Source organism: Ensifer sp. NPDC090286 (assembly GCF_044769565.1).
In the GTDB taxonomy this organism is placed as follows: Bacteria; Pseudomonadota; Alphaproteobacteria; order Rhizobiales; family Rhizobiaceae; genus Ensifer.
This window is the reverse complement of sequence record NZ_JBIVYF010000007.1, coordinates 419,174-442,780: the sequence shown is the minus strand read 5'-3', so window position 1 is coordinate 442,780 and position 23,607 is coordinate 419,174. Positions and strand designations below refer to the sequence as shown.

Here is a 23,607-nt window from a genome sequence, read left to right as displayed (position 1 = left end):
GTCGTCGTCGCCAGCAGCGCCGCCGCCCTCGTCAGTGATCGGGCTTATAGACCCCCATCCCCGAACACGTCAACAGCAACCTTCAAAAAAACTTCAAAAATCGACAAATCACTGATTATAAACGATAATTCCAGCTGTTGATAAACTAGGTCGATTTAATGCGTCGGAAAACCAGCGAATCTGCAGCGCGAATCTTTGACCAGACGGTCAAAAACCTGACGGCCATTTCGTGTGGTCAAAATGCCCCTCTGAGCGACCTCTTCTACATATAGACAGCAAGGGCCTTTCGGCCGTCAGATGTAGATGCCCCCAGCAATGAAGCGCCATACGAAGCGCAGACACGAATGCGCCATGCTTGCCCTTGGCCCGGCTATTGCCGTACTTGCGAACTGTCCGCCCTGCCCGACACGACGATCGATGCGGGGGGCAGACCGGCAACATGTTGATGCACGAGCCGACGGACGCACCGAGCGCCATCATCTCTCTATAGGGGCGGAGAACCAGACGTGACGATACAGCTTCCTGCGCTTCCGGTTCGCGAGGTGCTGCCCGCACTGGCGCATGGGCTCACCGCAGGCCCCTCCGTGGTGCTTTCCGCCCCGCCCGGCGCCGGCAAGACGACGCTCGTTCCGCTCTTCCTGCTCGATCAGGACTGGGCAAAGGGCGGAAAGATCATTCTGCTCGAGCCACGTCGGCTGGCAGCGCGCGCCGCCGCAGGCCGCATGGCCGAACTGCTGGGAGAGAAAGTCGGCGAAACCGTCGGCTATCGCATGCGCCTCGACAACCGCATCTCGGGCAAGACACGCATAGAAGTGGTGACCGAGGGCGTGTTTGCCCGCATGATCCTCGACGACCCGGAACTCAAGGGCGTCGCAGCCGTGCTTTTCGACGAATTCCACGAGCGCTCGCTCGACGCGGATTTCGGGTTGGCGCTGGCGCTCGACGTGCAAGCGGCGCTGCGCGACGACCTGAAGATCATCGTCATGTCGGCAACGCTCGATGTCGAGCGGGTCTCGGGCCTGCTCGGCGGTGCGCCGGTCATCGAGAGCCAGGGGCGCAGCTATCCGATCGACGTCCGCTACCAGGACCGTAGCGGCGACAGCGTCGAGGATACGATGCTGCGGGCCATTGCCGAAGCGCATCGCACGGAAGACGGCTCGATCCTCGCCTTTTTGCCCGGCCAGGCCGAAATCACCCGCGTCGCCACGCGATTGCAGGACCGCTTCGATAGCAATACGGCGATCGTGCCGCTCTACGGCAACCTGACCCAGAAGGAGCAGGATGCCGCGATCCGGCCAGCCCCATCAGGCACCCGGAAAATCGTGCTTGCCACCTCGATCGCCGAGACCTCGATCACCATCGACGGCGTGCGCATCGTCATCGACAGCGGCCTGCAGCGCCTTCCGGTCTTTGAAGCCGCGACCGGGATCACCCGGCTGGAGACGGTGCGCGTGTCACGTGCGTCCGCCGACCAGCGCGCCGGCCGCGCCGGGCGAACCGAACCCGGCATTGCCATCCGCCTCTGGCACAGCGGCCAGACCGCGGCGCTCGCTGCCTTCACGCCGCCGCAGATTCTGGCCAGCGACCTCTCTGGCCTGCTGCTCGACTGCGCCCATTGGGGTGTCAGCGATCCCACCACCCTTGCCTTCATCGATCCGCCTCCGGAAACGACGCTTGCCGAGGCCAAGAAACTGCTGAACAGCCTTGGCGCCCTGGACGAGACCGGCGCGCTGACGCCAGCCGGCCGCAAGATCCGCGATCTCGCCCTGCCGCCGCGGCTTGCGGCCATGGCGGTCGCTGCCGCCGAAGAGGGCCAGGCGGAAGCGGCCTGCCTGCTGGCGGTCATGCTCACCGAACAGGGCCTCGGCGGCAACAGCATCGATCTCGAGGATCGGCTGCGCCGCTTCCGGCAGGAGCGTGGCGACCGCGCCGAGGCCTCGCGCAATCTTGCGCGGCGTATGGCAGCCGAGTTGAAGGGGGCTCCGAAATCTCACGAACCGATCCAGCCGGGTGCGCTGCTGATGCACGCCTTCCCCGACCGCATCGCGCTACAGCGCGGTGGCCGCGGACGGTTCGTCATGGCAAACGGGCGGGGTGCGGAAATTCCGGAGACGGAGCGGCTGGCAGCGGCTTCCATGCTTGTCATCGCCGACCTGACCGGCCGGGCCGGTGGCCAGCGCGTGCTGGCGGCGGCCGAGCTGACACGCGCCGAGGTCGAAGCGCATATGCCCGAGGCGATTGCGCGGGAAGACCAGAGCTTTTTCGACAAGGCCAGCCGACAGGTGCGGGCACGGCGGGTGACGCGGCTCGGCGCCATCATCTTCGAGGAAGCACCGCTCGCACGACCGACCGGCTCATCGGCGGCGCGCGCGCTCGCCGACGGCGTGCGCCAACTCGGGCTCGCCGTTCTCCCCTTCTCCAAGGAGGCGATGCAGATGCGCGACCGCATCGGCTTCCTCAACCGTTCGATCGGCGACCCGTGGCCGGATGTTTCCGATCAAGCACTGCTCGACCGTCTCGACGATTGGTTCGTACCTTTCCAGCAAGGCGTGACCGCGATTGCCGACATCAAGCCATCGAATCTCTCCGATGGTCTGCTCTCCCTCATCCCGCATGAGCGGCAACGCGAACTCGGCAAGCTCGCCCCGACGCATTTCGAAGCGCCGACCGGGCAGCGGCACCCGATCCACTACGACGGCGACGAGCCGCTGCTGTCGATCCGGGTACAGGAACTCTTCGGCCTGAAGACCCATCCGGCGATCGGCGACGGGCGGTTGCCGCTGCTGCTCGAGCTGATCTCGCCCGGCCATCGGCCGATCCAGATGACGCGCGACCTGCCCGGATTCTGGGCGGGCTCCTGGCGCGACGTGCGCGCCGACATGCGCGGGCGCTATCCGAAGCACCCCTGGCCTGAGGATCCGGCCAACGCGGCGCCGACGACACGGGCAAAGCCCCGTGGTACATGAGACGAAAGCATCGATAATTGGAATGCAGGCACGAATGACCACTGTTGCGCTCGAACACAACAACGACCAGACCAGCAACCGCAGCCTGCGACTGCAGACGCTCGTCAGGCTGCGCTGGCTGGCCGTCGGCGGCCAGTCGATCGCCGTTCTCATCACCGCCTTCTGGCTGCAGTTTCCGCTGCCCTTGATTTCCTGCCTGGTGCTGATCGCCAGCCTGGCGCTGGTCAACGCCTATGTCACACTGCGCTATCCGCCGACGCACCGGCTGCAGCCGCCGGCAGCCTTCGCGCTTCTCGGCCTCGATCTCGCGCAGATCACCGGGCTGCTGTTCATCACCGGCGGGCTCACCAATCCCTTCGCGCCGCTGCTCTGCGTCCCGGTCATCATTTCCTCGGCGTCGCAGCCGAAATCGCACAGCATCATCCTCGCCGGTTTTGCGGTGATCGCAATCACCGCGCTCGCTTTCTCGCCCTTCCCCCTGCCCTGGTATCCGGGCACGGTTCTCCTGATGCCGCGGGTGCTGACCGCCGGCATCTGGTTTGCGATCGTCTCGATGACCGCCTTTGCCGCCTTCTATACATACCGCGTGTCGCTGGAAGCGAGCGAACTGTCGGAGGCGCTGACGGCGACCGAACTGGTGCTGCAGCGGGAAAAACACCTGTCGCAGCTCGACGGGCTGGCGGCCGCCGCCGCCCATGAGCTCGGTACGCCGCTTGCGACCATCAGCGTGGTTGCCAAGGAGATGGAACGCGAACTCGGCAACGATCCGCGCTTCGGCGAGGATGTGCACCTGTTGCGCAGCCAGAGCGAACGCTGCCGCGATATCCTGAAGCGGCTGACGACGCTGTCCTCCGAGAGCGAGGAGCACATGCGGCTGTTGCCGCTCTCGTCGCTCATCGAGGAGGTGATGGCGCCGCACCGCGAGTTCGGCATCCACATCGAGCTCATCGAAAAGGGCGACCGTGCGACCGAGCCGGTCGGCAACCGCAACGCCGGCATTCTCTATGGTCTCGGCAACCTGCTCGAAAATGCGGTCGACTACGCCAAGAAGCAGGTGACCGTTACGGTCGAGCACACGACGGATCGGGTGCGCGTCACGATCGCCGACGACGGCGACGGCTTTGCACCTGATATCCTGCAGCGGATCGGCGAGCCCTATGTGACGCGCCGGCAGAAGGATGACAGCGCCGGCGGCCTTGGGCTCGGGCTCTTCATCGCCAAGACGCTGCTCGAACGCTCAGGCGCGCGCCTGCGCTTCGAGAATGGCGGGCCGGACAGGCCTGGCGCCCGGGTCAGCGTCGAATGGCCGCGCGCCCTGATGGATACGAAACTGGCGAAATGACATTTCGCAGTTTATTGAACGACAGCAGAAGAAACCTATAATCTCGGCGAAAGCGTTCTGTTTTCGCTCAAGGATTGCGAGAATGACCGACAAATCGACAGCTTCGCCCAGCACCACCGCACAGGACGCCGAACTGATCGGGCCGGACCGCACCCTGTTGCTCGTCGATGACGACGCGCCCTTTCTCAGGCGGTTGGCCCGCGCCATGGAAGCCCGTGGCTTTTCGGTCGACATCGCCGAATCGGTCGCGGAAGGCATTGCCAAGGCCAAGGGCAACCCGCCGAAATATGCAGTCATCGACCTCAGGCTCGGCGATGGCAGCGGCCTCGACGTGATCGAGGCGATCCGCGGACGGCGCGACGACACGCGCATGATCATGCTGACCGGCTACGGCAACATCGCCACCGCGGTCAACGCAGTGAAGCTCGGCGCGGTCGACTATCTCGCCAAGCCTGCCGATGCCGACGACATCTTTGCCGCACTCGTGCAGCGCCAGGGCGAGCGTGTCGAGCCGCCGGAAAACCCGATGTCGGCCGATCGCGTCCGCTGGGAGCATATTCAGCGCGTTTATGAGATGTGCGAGCGCAATGTCTCGGAAACGGCACGCCGGCTCAACATGCACCGCCGCACGCTGCAGCGCATTCTCGCCAAGCGCGCGCCGAAGTAAGCAACCGGCTTCCGCGACCGGCGCAAAACCGCTGCTCCGGTCGTTTCCCTTCCAGGCTCAGTCGCGACCGCCGGAGAGGATGTCGCCGATCGAATCACCGAGTTCGCCGTTGCGTTCGGCTGCCCATTCCGCGAGCATCAACCGTTGCGCCGCTGTACGGGCAAAAAGCTGCAGCACCGACTTGCGCGTCGCCGGCGGCAGCTTGTGTTCGGGCGCCTCGCGAACGATGTGGCCTTCATAACCGTCAGACAGCAGCAACCCGCAGTCCTCCGGGAAGATATCGAGCGGCACGCCGGCATGGGTCGCGAAGAACAGCCGGTCGCAATGCTGGCGATAGTCCGGCCATTTGCGGTCGACGCGAAAGTCCTCGATCGATGTCTTGATCTCGACGATCCAGATCTCGCCCTTGACCGACAAGGAGATCAGATCGGCGCGCCGCCCGCTCGCCAAGGTCAGTTCCGGCAGGACGGAATGGCGCAGTTCGGCGAACAGCCGCTGCACGCCGCGACGCACCATCATCGCGCGATTCGACTGGCGTCCGTCGATCAAGGGGTTATCGCCATGGATGGAGAGGATCGTCATGCGTCCGGTGTCCCTTTGGGCCGGTCATTTTGTTGCAAAAAAACAAGGGTCATGGAATTTGCACTTTTCAGCCAAAATGTGGCCGCGCAATCTCTTGCATAGCACAAACTAATCGAAAATAACCGTAGTCACTGTTGGTCGCGGCGACCCAGTTTTTACTTCGCTTCTTTTTAAGAGAATCCCATGCGCTTCCGCAATGCCTTCCTCTTGTGCAGCCTCGCGGCGACACTCGCCGTTGCCGGCTGCTCGACGACATCTTCCAAGCCTGAAACGGCCGCCAACGAACCCGCTCCCGCAGCGGTACAGGTTGCTACGAATCAGATCTTTAACGGCGATTATGGCGCAGTTGAGGATCATGGTTACGCGCTGCCGGCCATTCCGATCAGCAAGGTCGATACCCGTTTCCATCGCCAGATCGTCGATTACGCGACCAGCGAGCGCCCCGGAACGATCGTCGTCAACACGCCGAATCGCTTCCTCTATTACGTGCTGCCCGGCGGCAAGGCCGTTCGTTACGGCATCGGCGTCGGCAAGGCCGGCTTTGCATGGGAAGGCGAAGCCTATATCGCCTGGAAGCAGGAATGGCCGATGTGGCACCCGCCGAAGGAAATGGCGGAGCGCAAGCCTGAAGTCGCCAAGTATGTCGAAGAAGGCATGGGCCCCGGCCTGAAGAACCCGCTCGGCGCTCGCGCGCTCTACCTCTTCAACGACCAGGGCAAGGACACGCTGTTCCGCCTGCACGGCACGCCGGAATGGTCGTCGATCGGTACTGCCGCTTCGTCCGGCTGCATCCGCCTGATCAACCAGGACATCATCGACCTCTATTCGCGCGTTCGCCCCGGCAAGAGCGCCCGCGTCGTCGTTCAGCAGTAAACAAGACTGATCGACTGAAATCGAAAGGCCGCCGATCATCTCGGCGGCCTTTTTCTTTTTCAGTGTCTGCGTCTTCAGTGTCTGCGTCTATCGACGCAAGGGCGGCCGGCCAGCCAAATTCGACCGGCCTTCCCAGAAGTTGCTTAGGCGGCGCTCAGCGCCTTCAGCTCCAGCCGGCGACGGTGCAGGACCGGCTCGGTGTAGCCGTTCGGCTGTTCGCGGCCCTTGAGGACGAGTTCGACGGCGGCCTGGAAGGCGATCGAACCGTCGAAATTGCCGGCCATGGCGACATAGAGCGGATCGTCGGCATTCTGGCCGTCGACGACGGCCGCCATGCGCTTCATCGTCTCGACGACCTGGGCCTCGGTGACGACGCCGTGGTGCAGCCAGTTGGCCATGTGTTGGGCGGAAATGCGCAGCGTCGCGCGGTCTTCCATCAGGCCGACATTGTTGATGTCGGGAACCTTCGAGCAGCCGACGCCCTGGTCGACCCAGCGAACGACGTAGCCGAGGATGCCCTGCGCGTTGTTGTCGAGTTCGCGCTGGATTTCCTCCGGCGTCCAGTTCGGACGGACGGCGACCGGTACCGACAGGATATCGGAGAGCTTGGCGCGGGCGCGGCTCTTCAGGCTTGCCTGAACGTCGGCAACGTTGACGCGATGGTAGTGCGTGGCATGCAGCGTCGCTGCGGTCGGCGACGGAACCCAGGCGGTGTTGGCGCCGGCCTTCGGGTGGGCGATCTTCTGTTCCAGCATCGCTGCCATCAGGTCGGGCATCGCCCACATGCCCTTGCCGATCTGGGCGTGACCGGACAGGCCGCATTCGAGCCCGATGTCGACGTTCCAGTTCTCGTAGGCGCCGATCCAGGCCGCCTGCTTCATGTCGCCCTTGCGGATCATCGGGCCCGCTTCCATCGAGGTGTGCATTTCGTCGCCGGTGCGATCGAGGAAACCCGTGTTGATGAAGACGACGCGCTCGCGGGCAGCGCGGATGCATTCCTTGAGATTGACCGTGGTGCGGCGCTCCTCGTCCATGATGCCCATCTTCATGGTATTGGCAGGCATGCCGAGCGCCTTTTCGACACGGCCGAAAATCTCGCTGGCGAAGGCGACTTCCTCGGGGCCGTGCATCTTCGGCTTGACGACATACATGGACCCCTCGCGGGAGTTCATGCGGCGACCCCCGTTGCCGACATCGTGCAGGGCAATCAGCGCGGTGACCATGGCATCCATGATGCCTTCGGGCACTTCGTTGCCGTCGCGGTCAAGGATAGCCGGATTCGTCATGAGGTGGCCGACGTTGCGGACCAGCATCAGCGAGCGGCCGGGAAGGGACAGCGTACCACCGGCGGTGGCCGTGTAAACGCGGTCGGGATTGAGGCGGCGGGTGAAGGTCTTGCCGCCCTTGGCGACTTCTTCTTCGAGGTCGCCCTTCATCAGGCCCAGCCAGTTGCGGTAGACGACGACCTTGTCTTCGGCGTCGACGGCGGCGACCGAATCTTCGCAGTCCATGATCGTGGTGATCGCCGATTCGAGGATGACGTCGGCGATGCCGGCCGGATCTTCCTTGCCGATCGGCGTGGACGCGTCGAGAACGACGATCGCATGCAGATTGTTGTGCCGGAGAACGATCTCGAAGCGCCCGCCTTCCGAACCACTGTGACCCACGAACTGGGCAGGGTTGCGAAGCGTCGTGCTCGAACCGTCCTTGAGGCCGACCGTCAGCGCATTGCCGGCGACCTTGAGCGACGTGACATCGGCCCAATTGCCCTTTGCCAGCGGCGCGCTGGCGTCGAGGAAGTCGCGCGCCCAGGCGATGACCTTGGCGCCGCGCTTCGGATTGTAGCCGCGGCCCTTCTCGGCGCCATCGGCGTCCGAGATCGCATCCGTGCCATAGAGCGCGTCATAGAGCGAACCCCAGCGCGCATTGGCGGCGTTCAGCGCATAGCGCGCATTCATGACGGGAACGACGAGCTGCGGGCCGGCGATGGTCGCAATTTCCGGATCGACATTGGCGGTCGAAACGCTGAACGCGCCACCCTCGGGCAGGAGATAGCCGATATCGCGCAGGAAGGCCTGATAGGTCTCCATGTCGCTCGGCGCGCCGTTCTGCTTGTACCAGGCGTCGAGCTTGGCCTGCAGGTCGTCGCGCTTGGCGAGCAGAGCCCGGTTCTTCGGGGCCAGGTCGTGCACGAGGGCGGAAAGCTGCTCGAAGAAATGTTCGGCCTCGACGCCGGTTCCCGGCATCGCCTCTTCCACCAGGAAGCGATGGAGGTCCGCATCAATCTTCAATCCATAGGTCTCAATGCGGTCCATCTGCCAACTCCTTGAAATAGACGTAAGGAGCGCCACCGATCCGAACGGATGCGATGAAAACGCCCCAACATGTTGATCTTGCGCCTGAAGCGGGTCGCGGACCAGCCCATGCGCAATACGCGCGTGAAACGGCCGCAGTTTCTCATCAATTCATTCCCTGTCAATTCTGCAAGGATGCGAAGAATTGTTTCCGAAATGGAAAAGATCAGCCGTGCGCGATGCGCGGACGACCGCTGGCGGACGCAATGAACCGGGCCTCGACGAGCTTACGGCTGCCCTCGACCTCCGGCGCATCGATTTCCTCGCGCAGCAACGAAGCGGGGTCATCGGCACCATTGGTGCGTGCTGTTTCCAGTGCCGTCGTCTCGGCTCGCCGACGCGCGGCATCAAACGCCTCTTCCTGATCGAGAAAACGTGCGCTGGCCCCGGCGCCGTTGACGACGAAGATGCCCTCCTCCGGCATCGTCACGAAAACGGTGACCGTGGCGCTCACCTGGCCGACCACGGCGCCCACGGCATTGGCGACGCCGGCCTCCTCGGGGATGGAGGCTTCGGTTCCGAGCATATCGGCGATAGCCGGGTAATAAACCGGCGCCGAAGCACCAAGGCCCACGAGTGGGCGGTCAAGACCGAGCGAAAAGCGCACGATGCCCGGCGTCCGGGTCAGCGCACGATCGACGGCCTGAGACACGGCGGGATCGATCGCACCGGCGCCATCCTCGCCGAGACAGGCCTGCAGGATGACTTCGGAGGATTGCCGCGTCAGGCGGTCGACGATCATCTGCGCCATCGCCTCCGGAGAAGAGGCAATCGGCTGGCCGGAGCCGTCGCGGGTGCGGGCGGCGAGCTGGATGCCGAGTTCCGCCGCTTCCAGGTTCCATTGCGACTGGCGGCCGAGCACATGCATGGCGTCGGACGGCGTGAGGCCGCAGATATGGACAAGCCCGCGGGCCACCAGGCGATCAAGCGTCGCCTTCTGCGGCGTCGAGACCAGCAGCGTTTCCAGCGACACGGGGACGCTCTCGATGCGCTCGTAGAGCGCCTGCTCCTGTGGCTGCAGGCCGCTTGCGAGATGATCCGGCAGGCCGGTGCGGACGGCAAGGCGTCCATTGTTGCGCCCGGTGTGCTGGGCGCGCATCTGTCTTTCAAGAACGGAGATAACCGCGTCGCCGTGGAGCGCTGCGGCAAGGCTGAGCGGCATCAGCCGGCGCGGGCCGAGGTCGATCTTCGCCTTGAGGCCGCGATCGTTGATGCGCACTTCCGAATCGCCGCCGAGACCGTAGGTCCGCATCGCCACCGCCTCGACCATGGTGCGAAAGCCGCCGACAACGGCCCCTTCGGCGTCTAGACGCGGACGGCCGCCGTCGAGAACCGCGACGTCGGTCGTGGTCCCGCCGATATCGGAGACCACCGCATTGTCGAGGCCGGTCAGATGCCTTGCGCCGACGAGGCTCGCCGCCGGGCCGGAAAGAATGGTTTCGATCGGGCGCAGTCGCGCCTCCTCGGCCGAAATCAGCGCACCGTCACCGCGCACCACCATCATGGGCACGTCGATGCCGCGCGCCTTGAGAAACCCTTCGCAGGACCCAATCAGCCGGTCGATCATCGAGACGAGGCGGGCGTTGAGCAGCGTCGTGAGGGCTCGGCGCGGCCCGCCGAGCTTCGAGGACAGTTCGTGGCTGCAGGTGACCGGCAGGTGCGAGACCTCGCGAATGCGATCGCGCACGCGCTTTTCATGATCCGGATTGCGCACGGCGAAATAGCCGGCAACAGCGAAGGAGGAGACCTGACCGGCAAGCGTTGGCAGGACGGCATCGAGCTCGCTCATGTCCAGCGGCGTCTCACCGCCATGCACATTGTGCCCGCCCGGCAGGAAGATCACCGGGTCGGAGCCAAGCGCTTCCTGCAAACCGTCGCGCTTCAGATCCTCCGGGCCGAAACCTATCATGACGAGGCCGGCGCGACCGCCCTGCCCTTCGACCAGCGCATTGGTGGCAAGCGTCGTCGACAGCGAGACCATGCTGATTGCCGAGACCGGCACCTTGGCCTGATCGAGCACCGCTTCGACCGCACCGGAAATACCGACCGCGAGGTCGTGACGGGTCGTCAGCGCCTTGGCCTTGGCGACCACCCCTTGCGTCTCCGAGAAGAGGGCGGCGTCGGTGTAGGTGCCGCCGGTGTCGATGCCGAGAAGAAAATGGGAGGTCAATTCGCGCAGTCCGGAATTCGCGCGGGGCGCAGAGGCCCCGGGTTCAATGGGGATCGATGCGGTGATATGACATATTTCAAGGGAAAACCATCGTGCCGCAGACATCGATGATCTGTCGAGCGACACAAAGGCAGGCCGGAGACATAGCGCATGCACCAACGCCGCCGTCCACTCGCTCTTGTTTGGCTGCTTTCAACTATTTCCCTTGGCCTTGCGACCGGCGCAGCGCACGCTCAGAACGCGGACGAGGAAGAATACAAGCCGCAGCTTCCCGAAGTCGCAATTTACAAGGCGATGCTCGATGCCAACAAGCAGACCGGCTGGATCCAGTTTCGCGACTATGACGACCGGCAACTGATCTATTTCACCGCATTGCAGACGATGCATTGCCGGCTATCGGAAATCCGCTATTCGATCAATTCGGACGCGCTCGACCAACGCTTCCCGCTGGCCAAGTGCAATCCGCAGCTGCCTTTCAATCTGCCTGGCGACGAGACAGCCGAGTATGTCTATATCTCGCTACCCGCCAAAACGGCGCAGACGCTGACGATCCAGGCGGTCTGGGACGACGGCGCCGGCAGCGAGATCGTCGTCTACAAGCCCTGCGACAATGTCGGCGACGCCACCTGCGCCCAGATCAAGACGATCAAGAAACCGTCGAAGATGCTGCAGCAGCCGAAGCCGGCGGATTCTCCGGTGCGTTCGGTACAGACACCGATCCCCGGCAAGACCTTCAGCGAACCGAAACCCTCATCGGCAACCCGCCCCGCGGTTGAGTAGTGAGCCGCTGCACCGGCCAGGGATTGGTCTCCGCCGTCGGATCAAAGCGGTAGCGGTGCATCATCACCGCGAGCGCGATCACCGCCTCCTGCAGTGCGAAGGTCGCGCCGATGCAGACGCGCGGGCCGGCGCCGAAGGGCAGATACTGGTAGCGGTGCAGCTTTTCGCGGTTTTCCGGGAGGAAACGCTCGGGCATGAAAGCGCGCGGCTTCTCCCAATAGAGAACGTGGCGATGCAGCGTCCAGGGCATGATCAGCACGGCGATACCCTTGGGGATACGCACGCGCTCGCCTGACGGCGAGGTCCACGCATCTTCCTCGATCGCCGCACGGTTGATCGACGGCGCCGGTGGATAGAGCCGCATTGCCTCCTCGAAAGCGGCAAGCACATGCGGCATCAGGCCGAGCCATTCGACCGGTTCGGCGCCGCTGGCCATCGCCGCATCGATCTCGGCTTCCATGATCTCGCGATAGGAGGGCGTATTGGCGACGCAGTAGAGCGTCCAGGCAAGTGCCCGGGCGGTGGTCTCGTGCCCGGCACCGATGAAGGTGAGGATGTTGTCTTCGATCTCGGCGGTCGAAAGTCCCTGGCTGCCTTCGATCTCCAAAAGCAGCGTCAGGAAATCCTGCGGCGTGCCCTTCGGATCCTCCACCATCTTGCGGCGGCGAAGCGCCATGGTCTCCGAGACGATCGAACGAAACCGGTTCATCACTTTCCTGCCGCCGATGCGGGTCGGACGCGGTACCCATTCGGGAGCCAGCAGAATGTCCATCGGATCGACACGGCCCATGCGGTGCAGCAGTTCCTCGACGCTCTGGACGAAGCCTTCGCGCTCGACGGCGACCTCGCCGGAAAACAGCGTTTCGGCCAGGATATCGAAGGTCAGCTCCGTCATGTCGTTGGCGACATTGGTGGTGAAGGGTGCCTTCTTGGCTCCAGCATAGCGCTCGACGAACGCTTCCGAACTGCGCAGCATCTGCCCGGCGAAACCCTTGGCGTGGCGCGGCGTGAACACCGGCGCCATGGCCTTGCGCGAACGCTTCCAGGCCTCGCCTTCCGCCGTCAACAGTCCGTCGCGCAGGATCGGCCTGAGGATGAGCCGCCGCACCTTCGACATTTCGTAATTGGCGACATTATCGACGAGGATGTGGCGGATGAGGCCGGGATCGTTGACGATCAGAGTACGCTGGGTGACGAACTTCGTCTCGATCCAGGGCAGCGTATAGGACGGCTCGCCCCACAGTTCGAGCGGATTGCGCAGCACGGTCCTGAGGATCTTCAGGTAGGAAGGAATGCCGACACGGGGAACGGGAGCCGGTGGTTCGAACGGCTCCGGACGCATGTCCATGGTGATTGCCTTTCTCGATTGCCCCAGGATTTCAGGTTTTTACGGCGCAATCAAGGAAAGTGCTTCACGTGAATCACAGCAGGCTTTCGAGCTCCGACAGCTTGTCGTTGACGAGCCAGCCGTAATAGTTCTCCTCCGGCCATTGCGCCTGACCGCTCTGGATCTTGGCGGCGAGTGCGGCCGCACGGCCATCGGGATTGCCGACATTGTAGAGCGTCGCGGTGACGCCTGGGTTGGTGGAGATATCGACGCCGGCGATCGACTTGTAGGCGTCAATCGAGTGACGGATCGAGGCCGCCATGTAGGCGAGCGACACGTCCGGATCCATGATCGCCTCATAGACGCCCGCGGCATTGTTCTCGTCCAGGCGCTCGTAGCCCGAGGTCTTCGCGACGATATCGGTCAACATCAGCGCGGTCAGCGGGTTGATCTGACCGAGGCCAAAGGTCTGGCCGGCGAAGAACGGCTGGAAGAAAACGGCGCTGAACCGGTTGTTCGGGTAGGACTTGCCGCCCACCGACTTGCCACGGAAGTCGTTGTCCCAGACCCGCTCGCGGCAGCTCCACAGCGCATAGGCGCCCTTCTTGGCGCCGCATTCGGAAAATTGCGGGCGAGCCACGAATTCGGCGACCGTCTCGCCATCATAACCGAACTGGAAGCTGTTGCCGGCATAGGCCGCCGCCTTGACGTAATAGGACTGCAGCCGGTCGTAGGCGTCAACATTGTAGGTGTGCTCGCCGACGATGGCGCCGACCATGTGGATCGGCGCGATGCCATAGGCGCGCGACACGGACTTGATCTTGCTGATCAGCTGCTTGTCGGTCGCCAGGAGATCGCGGACCTTGTCGAACTTGGCGTCGAAGGACGTGCGGCCGGCCTTGGTGCGGCGCACGGATGCGCCGGGGATCGCCGGTTGCTCGACGTTGCGGTTGCCCGGCGGAACGTCGGTCGCGGCGAATGACTGGCTTGCGGTCAGGCAAAACGTGGCGATAGCGAGCATGCAGGCGGTGAAACGCACGATCTCTTCTTCCTGTGACTGGTGGAGGCTGCCTCGGTCGGCGGGGCGCTCCTACGCCAAGATCATGTCGGAAAAATGCCCGGACCACGATCGGTAACCGCATCCGTGTTAGAAAAAATGCGGCCGCCTGTCGAGAGACAGGCGGCCTGCGTATTCAGGGTTGCGGGCGTTTGCCCAGCCGCTACGGCCGATTTGTCACAGGATGTAGCGCGACAGATCGGTGTTGGCGGCGAGATCGCCGACATGCTTGCGCACATATTCGGCATCGATCGTCACCGCCTTGCCGGCGCTATCGGGCGCGTTGAACGAAATCTCGTCCAGCACGCGCTCCATCACCGTCTGCAGTCGGCGGGCGCCGATGTTCTCGACACTGGTGTTCAGGTGCACTGCGACCTCGGCGAGCGCGTCGATCGCATCGTCGGTGAAATCGAGCTTGACCTCTTCCGTTTCCAGCAGCGCCTTGTACTGGCGGATCAGGCTCGCCTCGGTTTCCGTGAGAATGCGGCGGAAGTCTTCCTTCGTCAGCGCCCGCAGCTCGACGCGGATCGGCAGGCGGCCCTGCAATTCCGGCAGAAGATCCGAGGGCTTCGACACGTGGAAGGCGCCCGACGCGATGAAGAGGATGTGGTCTGTCTTGACCGGCCCATACTTCGTCGCAACGGTGGTGCCTTCGACCAACGGCAGCAGGTCGCGCTGCACGCCTTCGCGCGATACGCCGGCACCCATGCCGCCCTCTCGCGAGGCTATCTTGTCGATCTCGTCGAGGAAGACGATGCCGTCGTCTTCTACCGCCTTCATGGCTTCGCGCTGGATCTGCTCGTTGTCGAGCAGCTTGTCGGATTCGTCGTCGATCAGTATGCCGTAGGAGGCCTTGACCGTCGTCTTGACCTTCTTGGTGCGGCCGCCCATCGCCTTGCCGAACATTTCCGAAAGGTTAAGCACGCCGATATTGGCGCCCGGCATGCCGGGGATTTCGAAACCGCCCGGCGCACCGGTCTCGGCGATGTCGATCTCGATTTCCTTGTCGTCGAGCTCGTTGGCCCGCAGCTTCTTCCGGAAACTGTCGCGCGTTGCCGGCGATGCGGTGGCGCCGACCAACGCATCGAGCACGCGCTCCTCGGCGTTCTGGTGCGCCTTGGCCTTGACTTCGACGCGGCGCTTTTCGCGTACGAGACCGATGCCCACCTCGACGAGGTCACGGATGATCTGCTCGACGTCGCGGCCGACATAGCCGACCTCGGTGAACTTGGTCGCCTCAACCTTGACGAAGGGCGCGCCGGCGAGCTTGGCAAGACGCCTGGAGATCTCGGTCTTGCCGACACCGGTCGGTCCGATCATCAGGATGTTCTTCGGCATCACCTCGTCGCGCAGCTCGTCGCCGAGCTGCTGGCGGCGCCAGCGGTTGCGAAGCGCGATCGCCACGGCGCGCTTGGCGTCGTTCTGGCCGATGATGAAACGGTCGAGTTCCGACACGATTTCCCTGGGTGAAAACGTACTCATGTAGTCCTCTCAAACTCGGTCCGCGTCAGCTCCATCAGGAGGGTGCGGCCGGACGTATCAATCCATTCTGCGTAAGGCACGAAGCCGGCCTTGGTGTAGGCGCTGACAGCCCTTCGGTTGCCGGCGTCGGGGTCGATCACGACGCGGGGGGCGCCGGCGGCAAAGAGCCGCCCGGCAAAGGCCCGGACCGCGAGCGAGGCGACGCCCCTGCCCGTCAGTTCCGCCGGGCCGATGAAGATATCGATGCCGGGCACATCGGCCGGCATGTCCTTCGCCCAGGGCTCGTCGTCCGGGTATTGGGCCGGCACCCAGGACTGGATGTAGCCCGCCGGCTTGCCGGCCACGTGGAAGATGAAGCCTTCCACTTCGCCCGTCTCACAGCCTTCGCGGATCAGCGCCACTTCCTTGTCCGGGTCGCCCCACCATTGCCGCACATGCGGTTCACTCAGCCAGGCATGCAGCATCGGCAGATCGTCATCGACCACCGGCACGAAACTGACATGCGCGGGCTCATTGGGCATCCAGTGTCTCCACGACGATATTGTGGTTGGTGTAGACGCAAATGTCGCCGGCGATCTGCAGCGCCCGGCGGGCGATGTCTTCGGCCGACTTGTCGCTATCCATCAGGGCGCGGGCCGCGGCAAAGGCGTAGTTGCCGCCCGATCCGATGGCGATCGTGCCGTGCTCGGGTTCGAGAACGTCGCCATTGCCGGTGATCGCCAGCGTGATCGACTTGTCGGCGACCAGCATCATCGCTTCGAGATTGCGCAGATACTTGTTGGTGCGCCAGTCCTTGGCGAGCTCGACGGCAGCGCGCATCAGCTGGTCGGGATACTGCTCGAGCTTGGCTTCGAGCCGTTCCAGCAACGTGAAGGCATCGGCGGTGGCGCCGGCAAAACCGGCAATCACGTCGCCCTTGGCAAGCCGCCGCACCTTGCGCGCGTTGCTCTTCATCACGGTCTGGCCGAGGCTCACCTGGCCGTCGCCAGCCATCACCACCTTGCCATCCTTGCGTACCGTGATGATGGTCGTCGCATGCATCGTTCCGTAGGGATTGTGTTCGCTCATGAAATTACCCGTGGGCCCCTGATACGCGGGGCATTGCGGCTCGTGACACGAGCCTGGTTGCTTGAGGCCTATGTAAGTACGGCAGACAGGTTTGCAAATGGCAACAGGCCGCCGGCGCAATCTTCGTTCGGCGGCCGGCACCGGATGATTCGAATCGACCGTTCAAGTTCTGGATATTTCAGCTTTTGCCTGATAAGGAGCCGCGTCAGCGTATACAGGAGAGCCCGATGGCAGAAGCCACGTCCAGCCGCACCGCAGAGGTTTCGCGAAAGACCAACGAAACCGCGGTATCCGTATCGGTCAACATCGACGGCACCGGAATCTCCAAGATTTCGACCGGCGTCGGTTTCTTCGACCATATGCTGGACCAGCTCGCCCGACATTCGCTGATCGACATGGAGATCAAGACGGACGGCGACCTGCATGTCGACGATCACCATACGGTCGAGGACACCGGCATTGCCATCGGCCAGGCGATTGCCAAGGCGCTCGGCGACCGGCGCGGCATCACCCGCTACGCTTCGCTCGACCTTGCCATGGACGAGACGATGACGCGCGCGGCTGTGGACGTTTCCGGCCGGCCGTTCCTCGTCTGGAACGTGACCTTCAGCTCGCCGAAGATCGGCACCTTCGACACGGAACTCGTGCGCGAATTCTTCCAGGCGCTCGCCCAGCACGCCGGGATCACGCTGCATATCCAGAACATCTACGGCGCCAACAACCATCATATCGCCGAGACCTGCTTCAAGTCCGTCGCCCGCGTGCTCCGCACCGCAACAGAAATCGACCCGCGCCAGGCCGGCCGCGTTCCCTCGACCAAGGGGACCCTTGCCTAAGCGGCCAGTCACTGGCTTTGACTCATGGCTTCTTACATGATCCTCACCCCGCCGGGTGCGCGCGCCAACGACGAGCGGGCGCGCTTCGTCGCCGACGGCTTTTCCTGGTGGGCCTTCCTTTTCCCGGCGCTCTGGCTTCTCGCCAAGCGCCAATGGGCAATCGGCATCGCAGTTGCTGTTCTGCAGATCTCGTTAATATTCCTGTCGAACCACGAGAGCGGCTTCTTGCCGTCTCTCCTGGCGCACCTCGCGCTTCGGCTGGTGGTGGCGCTCGAAGGACCTGTTCTGGTGGCGCGCAGCCTGACGGCCCGTGACTGGACGCTACGCTCCATCGTGCCGGCGCCCAATCTCGAAGCGGCCGAAGAGATCTATTTCACGCGCCTGGCTTCGAACGAAACCAAGCCCGCCGCCCCTTCCCCGGCCGACTGGACCGTGCGCAAGCCCTCAAGTGGCGGCCCTGGTCTCGGCCTTTTTGATTCCTACGGAGAACGCTGATGCGCGTCGCCATCATCGATTACGGCTCGGGCAACCTGCGCTCGGCCACCAAGGCCTTTGAACGGGCCGCCCGCGAAGCCGGCATTGCAGCCGAGATCGACCTTACCGACAAGCCGGAGCGGGTGGCGAGCGCCGACCGCATCGTGCTTCCGGGCGTCGGCGCGTATGCCGATTGCCGCCGCGGCCTTGCCGCCGTCGACGGCATGGAGCAAGCGTTGACGGAGGCGGTCGAACAGGCTGGCCGGCCGTTCCTCGGCATCTGCGTCGGCATGCAGCTGATGTCGTCGCGCGGGCTTGAGAAGACCATCACCCATGGTTTCGGCTGGATCCCCGGCGATGTCGTCGAAATGACGCCCGCCGACACGACGTTGAAGATCCCGCAGATCGGCTGGAACACGCTGAAGCTCAAACGCGAGCATCCACTGTTTGACGGCATCCGTGTTGGCGAAGCCGGTCTGCATGCCTATTTTGTGCATTCGTACCATCTGGCCGCCGAGAACGCGGCCGACGTGGTCGCCGAGGCCGACTATGGCGGACCGGTCACGGCCTTCGTCGCCAACGGCAACAAGGCGGGCTCACAGTTCCACCCGGAAAAGAGCCAGGCGCTCGGCCTCGCCCTCATCTCGAATTTCCTGCGCTGGAAGCCCTGAGCTTTCGCACGACTGATTGGACAGACCCATGATCCTTTTTCCCGCGATCGACCTGAAAGACGGGCAATGCGTGCGCCTGAAGCTCGGCGACATGGACCAGGCGACGGTTTACAACCCCGACCCGGCGGCCCAGGCCCTTGCCTTCGAAGACCAGGGCTTCGAATGGCTGCACGTCGTCGACTTGAACGGCGCCTTTGCCGGCGAGACGGTCAACGGTGCCGCCGTCGACGCCATTCTCAAGGCGACCAAGAACCCGGTGCAGCTTGGCGGCGGCATCCGCACACTCGACCATATCGAAAACTGGCTGTCGCGCGGGCTTGCCCGCGTCATCCTCGGCACCGTCGCCGTTCGTGATCCGGCGCTCGTCATCGAAGCCTGCGCCAAGTTCCCGGGCAAGGTCGCCGTCGGCATCGACGCCAAGGGCGGCAAGGTCGCCGTCGAAGGCTGGGCCGAGGCATCCGAACTCGGCGTGATCGAGCTTGCCAAAAAGTTCGAGGGCGCTGGCGTTTCGGCGATCATCTATACCGACATCGACCGCGACGGCATCCTGACCGGCATCAACTGGGCCTCGACGCTGGAACTGGCGGACGCGGTTTCCATTCCTGTCATCGCGTCTGGTGGCCTCGCCTCGATGGACGATATCAGGCGTATGGTCGAGCCGGATGCACGCAAGCTCGAGGGCGCCATCTCCGGCCGCGCGCTCTACGACGGCCGTATCGACCCGCAGGAGGCGCTGGATCTGATCCGCGCCGCGAGAAAGGCTTGAACCATGACGCTGAAAGCCCGCGTTATCCCCTGCCTCGACGTCAAGGACGGCCGTGTCGTCAAGGGTGTCAACTTCGTCGACCTGATCGACGCCGGCGACCCGGTGGAGGCGGCCCGCGCCTATGACGCCGCCGGCGCCGACGAACTCTGCTTCCTCGACATCACTGCGTCCTCGGACAATCGCGAGACGATCTTCGACGTCATCGCCCGCACCGCCGAACAATGCTTCATGCCGCTGACCGTCGGCGGCGGCGTGCGCCAGGTTTCTGATATCCGCAAGCTGCTTCTGGCCGGCGCCGACAAGGTGTCGATCAACACGGCCGCGGTGAAGAACCCGGAATTCGTCGCAGAAGCGGCAGACAAGTTCGGCAACCAGTGCATCGTCGTTGCGATCGACGCCAAGAAGGTCTCGGCGGACGGCGAAGCCGATCGCTGGGAGATCTTTACCCACGGCGGACGCCAGCCGACCGGCATCGACGCGATCGATTTTGCCCGCCGGGTGGTCGATCTCGGCGCCGGTGAGATCCTCCTGACCTCGATGGATCGCGACGGCACCAAGAGCGGCTACGACATCGCGCTGACCCGCGCCGTTGCCGATGCGGTGCGCGCGCCAGTGATTGCGTCCGGCGGCGTCGGCACGCTCGACCACATGGTCGCCGGCATCAGGGACGGTCACGCAACCGCCGTTCTCGCCGCCTCCATCTTCCATTTCGGCACCTATAGCATTGGCGAAACCAAGCGCTATATGGCCGAGCATGGCATCGCCATGCGCCTCGACTGAGCTTCAGGATCTTCCATGGCAGATTTCACTCTTTCCGACCTCGAGGCCATCGTCGCAACACGCGCGCAGGCGGCCCCGGACCAATCCTGGACGGCAAAGCTGGTCGCCGGCGGCCAGCCGAAGGCAGCCAAGAAACTCGGCGAGGAAGCGGTCGAGACGGTGATCGCCGCGATCAGCAACGACCGCGCGAATCTCGTCGCCGAAAGCGCCGATCTCATCTATCATCTGATGGTCGTATTGAAGATCGCCGACGTTCCGTTGCAGGATGTGCTCAACGAACTTCAGCGGCGGACCAACCAATCCGGCCTGCAGGAAAAGGCAAATCGGCAGACCCCATGACGATAGCGGCGAAAGACATCGAAGCGGCCGACCTGCCGGACAATCTGCAGAAGCGGGACACTTCGCCCTATCACTTCTTTACCGCCGAGGAGTGGTCGCGCTTCCGTGCCGACACGCCGATGACGCTGACGGCCGACGAGGTGCAGCGCCTGCGCTCGCTGAACGACCCGGTCGATCTCGGCGAAGTGCGGCAGATCTACCTGTCGCTGTCACGCCTGCTTTCGACCCATGTGGAATCGTCGCAGATGCTCTTTGAGCAGCGCAAGCGCTTCCTCAGCATGTCCGAGACGAAGACCCCCTTCGTCATCGGCATTGCCGGATCGGTCGCCGTCGGCAAGTCGACCACGGCCCGTATCCTGGCACAGCTTCTGGCGCGTTGGCCGTCGAGCCCGAAGGTCGACTTGGTGACGACAGACGGCTTCCTCTATCCGAACGCCGTGCTCCAGCGCGAAAACATGATGGACCGCAAGGGCTTTCCGGAGAGCTACGACGTCGGCGCGCTTCTACGCTTCCTGTCGGCGATCAAGGCGGGCCAGCCGAACGTCAAGGCGCCAAGCTACTCGCACCTGACCTATGACGTGCTGCCCGACCAGTACACGGTCATCGACCGGCCGGATATCCTGATCTTCGAAGGCATCAACGTTCTGCAGTCGCGCAACCTGCCGGCCGACGGCAAGATCGTGCCGATGGTGTCGGATTTCTTCGATTTCTCGATCTATATCGACGCCGAGGAAAGCCTGATCCACAGCTGGTACGTCAACCGCTTCATGCGGCTGCGCGAAACCGCCTTCAAGAACCCGGAATCCTACTTCCACCGCTACGCGACCATCAGCGAGGATGCGGCCCGTGCCATTGCCGAAGGGCTCTGGCACAACATCAACCTGAAGAACCTGCACCAGAACATCCTGCCGACGCGCCCGCGCGCCGACCTGATCCTGCAGAAGGGCCCGAACCACCTGACGGAAAAGGTGGCGCTCAGGAAGCTCTGAGCTTTCAGCGCATCATTAGGGATTGACGCGGCGGAGCGTCAGGTTGACCCGCCCGCCATTCTTCAGCAGCGTCGACGTGCTCGGATAGATGCGGTCGACGCCATGGAAGGCGAGCCGCCCTTCCCCACCCAGCACCACGACATCGCCGCTTTCCAGCCGGAAAGACATGGTCTGGCCGCCGCGCGTATTGCCGCCGACGCGAAACAGGCAGCTGTCGCCGAGCGAGATCGACACCACGGCCGTTTCCAGATCGCGTTCGTCGCGGTCCTGGTGCAGCCCCATGCGGGCCTCCTCGGAGTAGAAGTTCACCAGACAGGCTTCCGGGGTCTTGTTGCTGGCGGAAACCGCCTGCCAGATATCGATCAGCACATCCGGAATCGCCGGCCAGGGACGGCCGGTCAGCGGATGTTGAGCCTGGTAACGATAGCCGCGATCGCGGTCGGTCACCCAGCCAAGCGCACCGCAATTGGTCATGCGGACCGACATGGGTTTGCCGGTCTTCGGCATTTCCGGGACGAACAGCGGCGCTTCGGCAACGACGGACCTTATCGCCTCGACCAGTTGTTCCTGTCGGGCGCGATCGAGATAGCCCGGAATATGTCTGATCCCTTTCGGGAGCACCTGCATTTGAAAGCCCCTATTGCTCCAGGCCGAGAAGTGCAGCCGGAACGCCATAGCGCAGCGGCCAGCCGGCATAGGCAACATCCGTCGGCCCGACAACGTGATCGACCAGGTTCCAGCGGCCATTCTGGAAGCTGACGAGTGCGAACACCGTCAGACCATCCATCATGTCGGCCTCGTCACGCAACCCGGTTTGCGACAGGTCGATGGATCCGCCACCGGGACGCTGCGGCTCGACCTGCATGAAGGCCCAGTTGGGCGCGGCACGCATGGCGGTGACGACGAATTCGACCGGACCGCGCATCTCCGCCTCTACCGCGGGACGGATCGCGTCGAGGATGGCGGCACGCTCCGTGCTGCCCTTGGCGGGTTCACGAAAGGGCTGCGCCAGAGAAACGCCGGCAAGCCAGAGGCTCGCCAGCGCGGCAATTGCAAGAGACCGCCTAAAGGACACGCTCAGGCCGCATCCAGATCCGGAATGCGCAGAACCTGGCCGGGATAGATCTTGTCCGGATGGGTCAGCATCGGCTTGTTGGCTTCGAAGATCACCGTGTGCTTGGCGCCCTTGCCCTTGCCGTACTGCGCCTCGGCGATCTTCCAGAGGTTGTCGCCTTTCTTGACCGTATAGAAGACGGGCGCTTTTGCCGGAGCAGGTGCTGCGCCGGCATCGGCGACCTTGAGTTCGGAGGCCTCGACCGCGGACACGCCGAGCGTGTTGCCGACGGCGACGACCGCCTTTTCGAAGACGCTCTGGTCCTTCACGACACCCTTCAGCACGACCTTGTCACCGGCCACTTCCACCTGCACGTCCTTCGTGCCGAGATCGTGGGATGCAAGTTCCTTCTGAACGCTTTCGGCATCCGGAGCATCGTCGTCGCCGCCGATGCCAAGCTTCTTGCCGGCGTTCTTGATAAAGCTGAAAAGACCCATGAATATCTCCTTTTGCGAAAACACTGCTCGATAAGAGAGGGCGCTGCCCGCCAAAAGGCAAGGGAGCCGCAAAAAGAATCAATCGCCTCCAGGCCGGCCCCTGAGCTTCTTGATCTCCCCGCGCCCGGACTTCTCCTTGAGACGCCGCTCGACGGAGCCGCGCGTTGGCCTGGTCTTCTTGCGCGGCGGCGGTGGGGGCTCGGCGGCTTTGAGGATCAACTCCTTCAGCCGCTCGCGCGCATCCTCGCGGTTGCGCTCCTGGCTGCGAAAGCGGCTCGCCTCGATCATCAGCACGCCCTCTTTCGAGGCGCGCTTGCCGGCGATCTTCAGGGCATTGGCCTTGATACGGTCGGAAAGCGCCGGAGACGCCTGGACGTTGAAGAAGAGCTGGACGGCGGTCGACACCTTGTTGACGTTCTGCCCGCCCGGGCCGCCGGCCAGCACGAACTGCTCCGTCAGCTCCCAGCCGGCAATCACGATATTGTCGTTTATGTAGAGCGGGTCGCTGGCCATGGTTCACCTCGGCCCGATCT

At 63.7% G+C, this 23,607-nt stretch carries 24 protein-coding genes; 12 read left to right on the top strand and 12 right to left on the bottom strand.

Annotated features, from left to right (window positions below; genetic code table 11):
* Positions 1–506 precede the first annotated feature (506 nt).
* From hrpB to ACIQUG_RS30925, 3 genes are all read left to right on the top strand, one after another.
* Positions 507–2,966 carry an ATP-dependent helicase HrpB gene (hrpB, locus tag ACIQUG_RS30935; RefSeq protein WP_402326054.1) on the top strand — a complete coding sequence of 820 codons (2,460 nt, stop codon included), beginning with the start codon at positions 507–509 and terminating at the stop codon, positions 2,964–2,966.
* A 34-nt stretch (positions 2,967–3,000) separates the two neighbouring features.
* A complete protein-coding gene (locus tag ACIQUG_RS30930) occupies positions 3,001–4,308 on the top strand; it encodes an ActS/PrrB/RegB family redox-sensitive histidine kinase (protein WP_402326053.1) in 1,308 nt (435 codons plus the stop codon).
* 82 nt (positions 4,309–4,390) lie between these two features.
* Complete coding sequence (locus ACIQUG_RS30925; protein ID WP_034802128.1) at positions 4,391–4,975, top strand: ActR/PrrA/RegA family redox response regulator transcription factor; 585 nt, start codon at positions 4,391–4,393, stop codon at positions 4,973–4,975.
* A 57-nt stretch (positions 4,976–5,032) separates the two neighbouring features.
* On the opposite strand, the gene ACIQUG_RS30920 is transcribed toward ACIQUG_RS30925, so the two are convergent.
* Positions 5,033–5,557, bottom strand: coding sequence for an MmcB family DNA repair protein (locus ACIQUG_RS30920; protein WP_402326052.1), 525 nt, complete (start codon positions 5,555–5,557; stop codon positions 5,033–5,035).
* A gap of 183 nt (positions 5,558–5,740) precedes the next feature.
* Between ACIQUG_RS30920 and ACIQUG_RS30915 the strand changes: the two genes are divergently transcribed.
* On the top strand, positions 5,741–6,430 hold the full coding sequence (locus tag ACIQUG_RS30915; protein WP_043616102.1) for a L,D-transpeptidase: 690 nt from the start codon (positions 5,741–5,743) through the stop codon (positions 6,428–6,430).
* A gap of 143 nt (positions 6,431–6,573) precedes the next feature.
* Here ACIQUG_RS30915 and ACIQUG_RS30910 read toward each other — a convergent pair whose 3' ends face one another.
* Complete coding sequence (locus ACIQUG_RS30910) at positions 6,574–8,745, bottom strand: malate synthase G (RefSeq protein WP_402326050.1); 2,172 nt, start codon at positions 8,743–8,745, stop codon at positions 6,574–6,576.
* Positions 8,746–8,950: 205 nt separating this feature from the next.
* Positions 8,951–10,954 (bottom strand): hydantoinase/oxoprolinase N-terminal domain-containing protein, encoded by a 2,004-nt coding sequence (locus ACIQUG_RS30905; RefSeq protein WP_402326049.1) that lies wholly within the window; start codon positions 10,952–10,954, stop codon positions 8,951–8,953.
* Between the two features lie 150 nt (positions 10,955–11,104).
* Between ACIQUG_RS30905 and ACIQUG_RS30900 the strand changes: the two genes are divergently transcribed.
* Complete coding sequence (locus ACIQUG_RS30900) at positions 11,105–11,734, top strand: hypothetical protein (RefSeq protein ID WP_402326048.1); 630 nt, start codon at positions 11,105–11,107, stop codon at positions 11,732–11,734.
* Here the strand turns inward: ACIQUG_RS30900 and ACIQUG_RS30895 are convergent.
* From ACIQUG_RS30895 to hslV, 5 genes are all read right to left on the bottom strand, one after another.
* Complete coding sequence (locus tag ACIQUG_RS30895; RefSeq protein ID WP_402326047.1) at positions 11,688–13,082, bottom strand: cytochrome P450; 1,395 nt, start codon at positions 13,080–13,082, stop codon at positions 11,688–11,690. The genes ACIQUG_RS30900 and ACIQUG_RS30895 overlap by 47 nt on opposite strands.
* Positions 13,083–13,155: 73 nt before the next feature.
* The gene (locus ACIQUG_RS30890; protein WP_402326045.1) at positions 13,156–14,100 is read right to left on the bottom strand and encodes a DUF1402 family protein; all 945 of its coding nucleotides are present in this window, start codon (positions 14,098–14,100) and stop codon (positions 13,156–13,158) included.
* 195 nt (positions 14,101–14,295) lie between these two features.
* Entirely contained in the window at positions 14,296–15,600 is a 1,305-nt protein-coding gene (hslU, locus tag ACIQUG_RS30885; RefSeq protein ID WP_402326044.1) for an ATP-dependent protease ATPase subunit HslU, read from the bottom strand.
* Positions 15,597–16,121 carry a GNAT family N-acetyltransferase gene (locus ACIQUG_RS30880; protein ID WP_402326043.1) on the bottom strand — a complete coding sequence of 175 codons (525 nt, stop codon included), beginning with the start codon at positions 16,119–16,121 and terminating at the stop codon, positions 15,597–15,599. Before ACIQUG_RS30880 ends, hslU begins: the two co-directional genes overlap by 4 nt.
* Positions 16,111–16,668 (bottom strand): ATP-dependent protease subunit HslV, encoded by a 558-nt coding sequence (hslV, locus tag ACIQUG_RS30875; RefSeq protein ID WP_051659613.1) that lies wholly within the window; start codon positions 16,666–16,668, stop codon positions 16,111–16,113. The genes ACIQUG_RS30880 and hslV overlap by 11 nt, the downstream gene beginning before the upstream one ends.
* A gap of 227 nt (positions 16,669–16,895) precedes the next feature.
* On the opposite strand from hslV, the gene hisB reads away from it, so the two are divergent.
* Genes hisB through coaA form a run of 7 tightly spaced genes read left to right on the top strand, consistent with a single transcriptional unit; the run spans position 16,896 to position 21,523 of the window.
* The gene (gene hisB, locus ACIQUG_RS30870) at positions 16,896–17,504 is read left to right on the top strand and encodes an imidazoleglycerol-phosphate dehydratase HisB (protein WP_402326042.1); all 609 of its coding nucleotides are present in this window, start codon (positions 16,896–16,898) and stop codon (positions 17,502–17,504) included.
* A gap of 24 nt (positions 17,505–17,528) precedes the next feature.
* Entirely contained in the window at positions 17,529–17,999 is a 471-nt protein-coding gene (locus tag ACIQUG_RS30865; protein ID WP_402326041.1) for a DUF2628 domain-containing protein, read from the top strand.
* Positions 17,999–18,649, top strand: a complete 651-nt coding sequence (gene hisH, locus ACIQUG_RS30860; protein ID WP_060608913.1) for an imidazole glycerol phosphate synthase subunit HisH — start codon at positions 17,999–18,001, stop codon at positions 18,647–18,649. Before ACIQUG_RS30865 ends, hisH begins: the two co-directional genes overlap by 1 nt.
* A gap of 28 nt (positions 18,650–18,677) precedes the next feature.
* Positions 18,678–19,415, top strand: coding sequence for a 1-(5-phosphoribosyl)-5-[(5-phosphoribosylamino)methylideneamino]imidazole-4-carboxamide isomerase (hisA, locus tag ACIQUG_RS30855; RefSeq protein WP_192451521.1), 738 nt, complete (start codon positions 18,678–18,680; stop codon positions 19,413–19,415).
* Positions 19,416–19,418: 3 nt separating this feature from the next.
* Positions 19,419–20,195: an imidazole glycerol phosphate synthase subunit HisF gene (hisF, locus tag ACIQUG_RS30850; protein ID WP_192451520.1), complete on the top strand. Its 777-nt coding sequence runs from the start codon at positions 19,419–19,421 to the stop codon at positions 20,193–20,195.
* 15 nt (positions 20,196–20,210) lie between these two features.
* Complete coding sequence (locus tag ACIQUG_RS30845) at positions 20,211–20,534, top strand: phosphoribosyl-ATP diphosphatase (RefSeq protein WP_192451519.1); 324 nt, start codon at positions 20,211–20,213, stop codon at positions 20,532–20,534.
* Entirely contained in the window at positions 20,531–21,523 is a 993-nt protein-coding gene (coaA, locus tag ACIQUG_RS30840) for a type I pantothenate kinase (RefSeq protein WP_402326039.1), read from the top strand. Before ACIQUG_RS30845 ends, coaA begins: the two co-directional genes overlap by 4 nt.
* Positions 21,524–21,538: 15 nt before the next feature.
* Here coaA and ACIQUG_RS30835 read toward each other — a convergent pair whose 3' ends face one another.
* The 4 genes from ACIQUG_RS30835 to arfB form a co-directional block, all read right to left on the bottom strand.
* The gene (locus tag ACIQUG_RS30835) at positions 21,539–22,150 is read right to left on the bottom strand and encodes an alpha-ketoglutarate-dependent dioxygenase AlkB (RefSeq protein ID WP_402326038.1); all 612 of its coding nucleotides are present in this window, start codon (positions 22,148–22,150) and stop codon (positions 21,539–21,541) included.
* A 10-nt stretch (positions 22,151–22,160) separates the two neighbouring features.
* The gene (locus ACIQUG_RS30830) at positions 22,161–22,598 is read right to left on the bottom strand and encodes a hypothetical protein (protein ID WP_402326036.1); all 438 of its coding nucleotides are present in this window, start codon (positions 22,596–22,598) and stop codon (positions 22,161–22,163) included.
* A gap of 2 nt (positions 22,599–22,600) precedes the next feature.
* Complete coding sequence (gene lysM / locus ACIQUG_RS30825) at positions 22,601–23,074, bottom strand: peptidoglycan-binding protein LysM (RefSeq protein WP_043616146.1); 474 nt, start codon at positions 23,072–23,074, stop codon at positions 22,601–22,603.
* A 78-nt stretch (positions 23,075–23,152) separates the two neighbouring features.
* Positions 23,153–23,587, bottom strand: coding sequence for an alternative ribosome rescue aminoacyl-tRNA hydrolase ArfB (gene arfB / locus ACIQUG_RS30820; protein WP_192451515.1), 435 nt, complete (start codon positions 23,585–23,587; stop codon positions 23,153–23,155).
* Between the last annotated feature and the right edge of the window lie 20 nt (positions 23,588–23,607).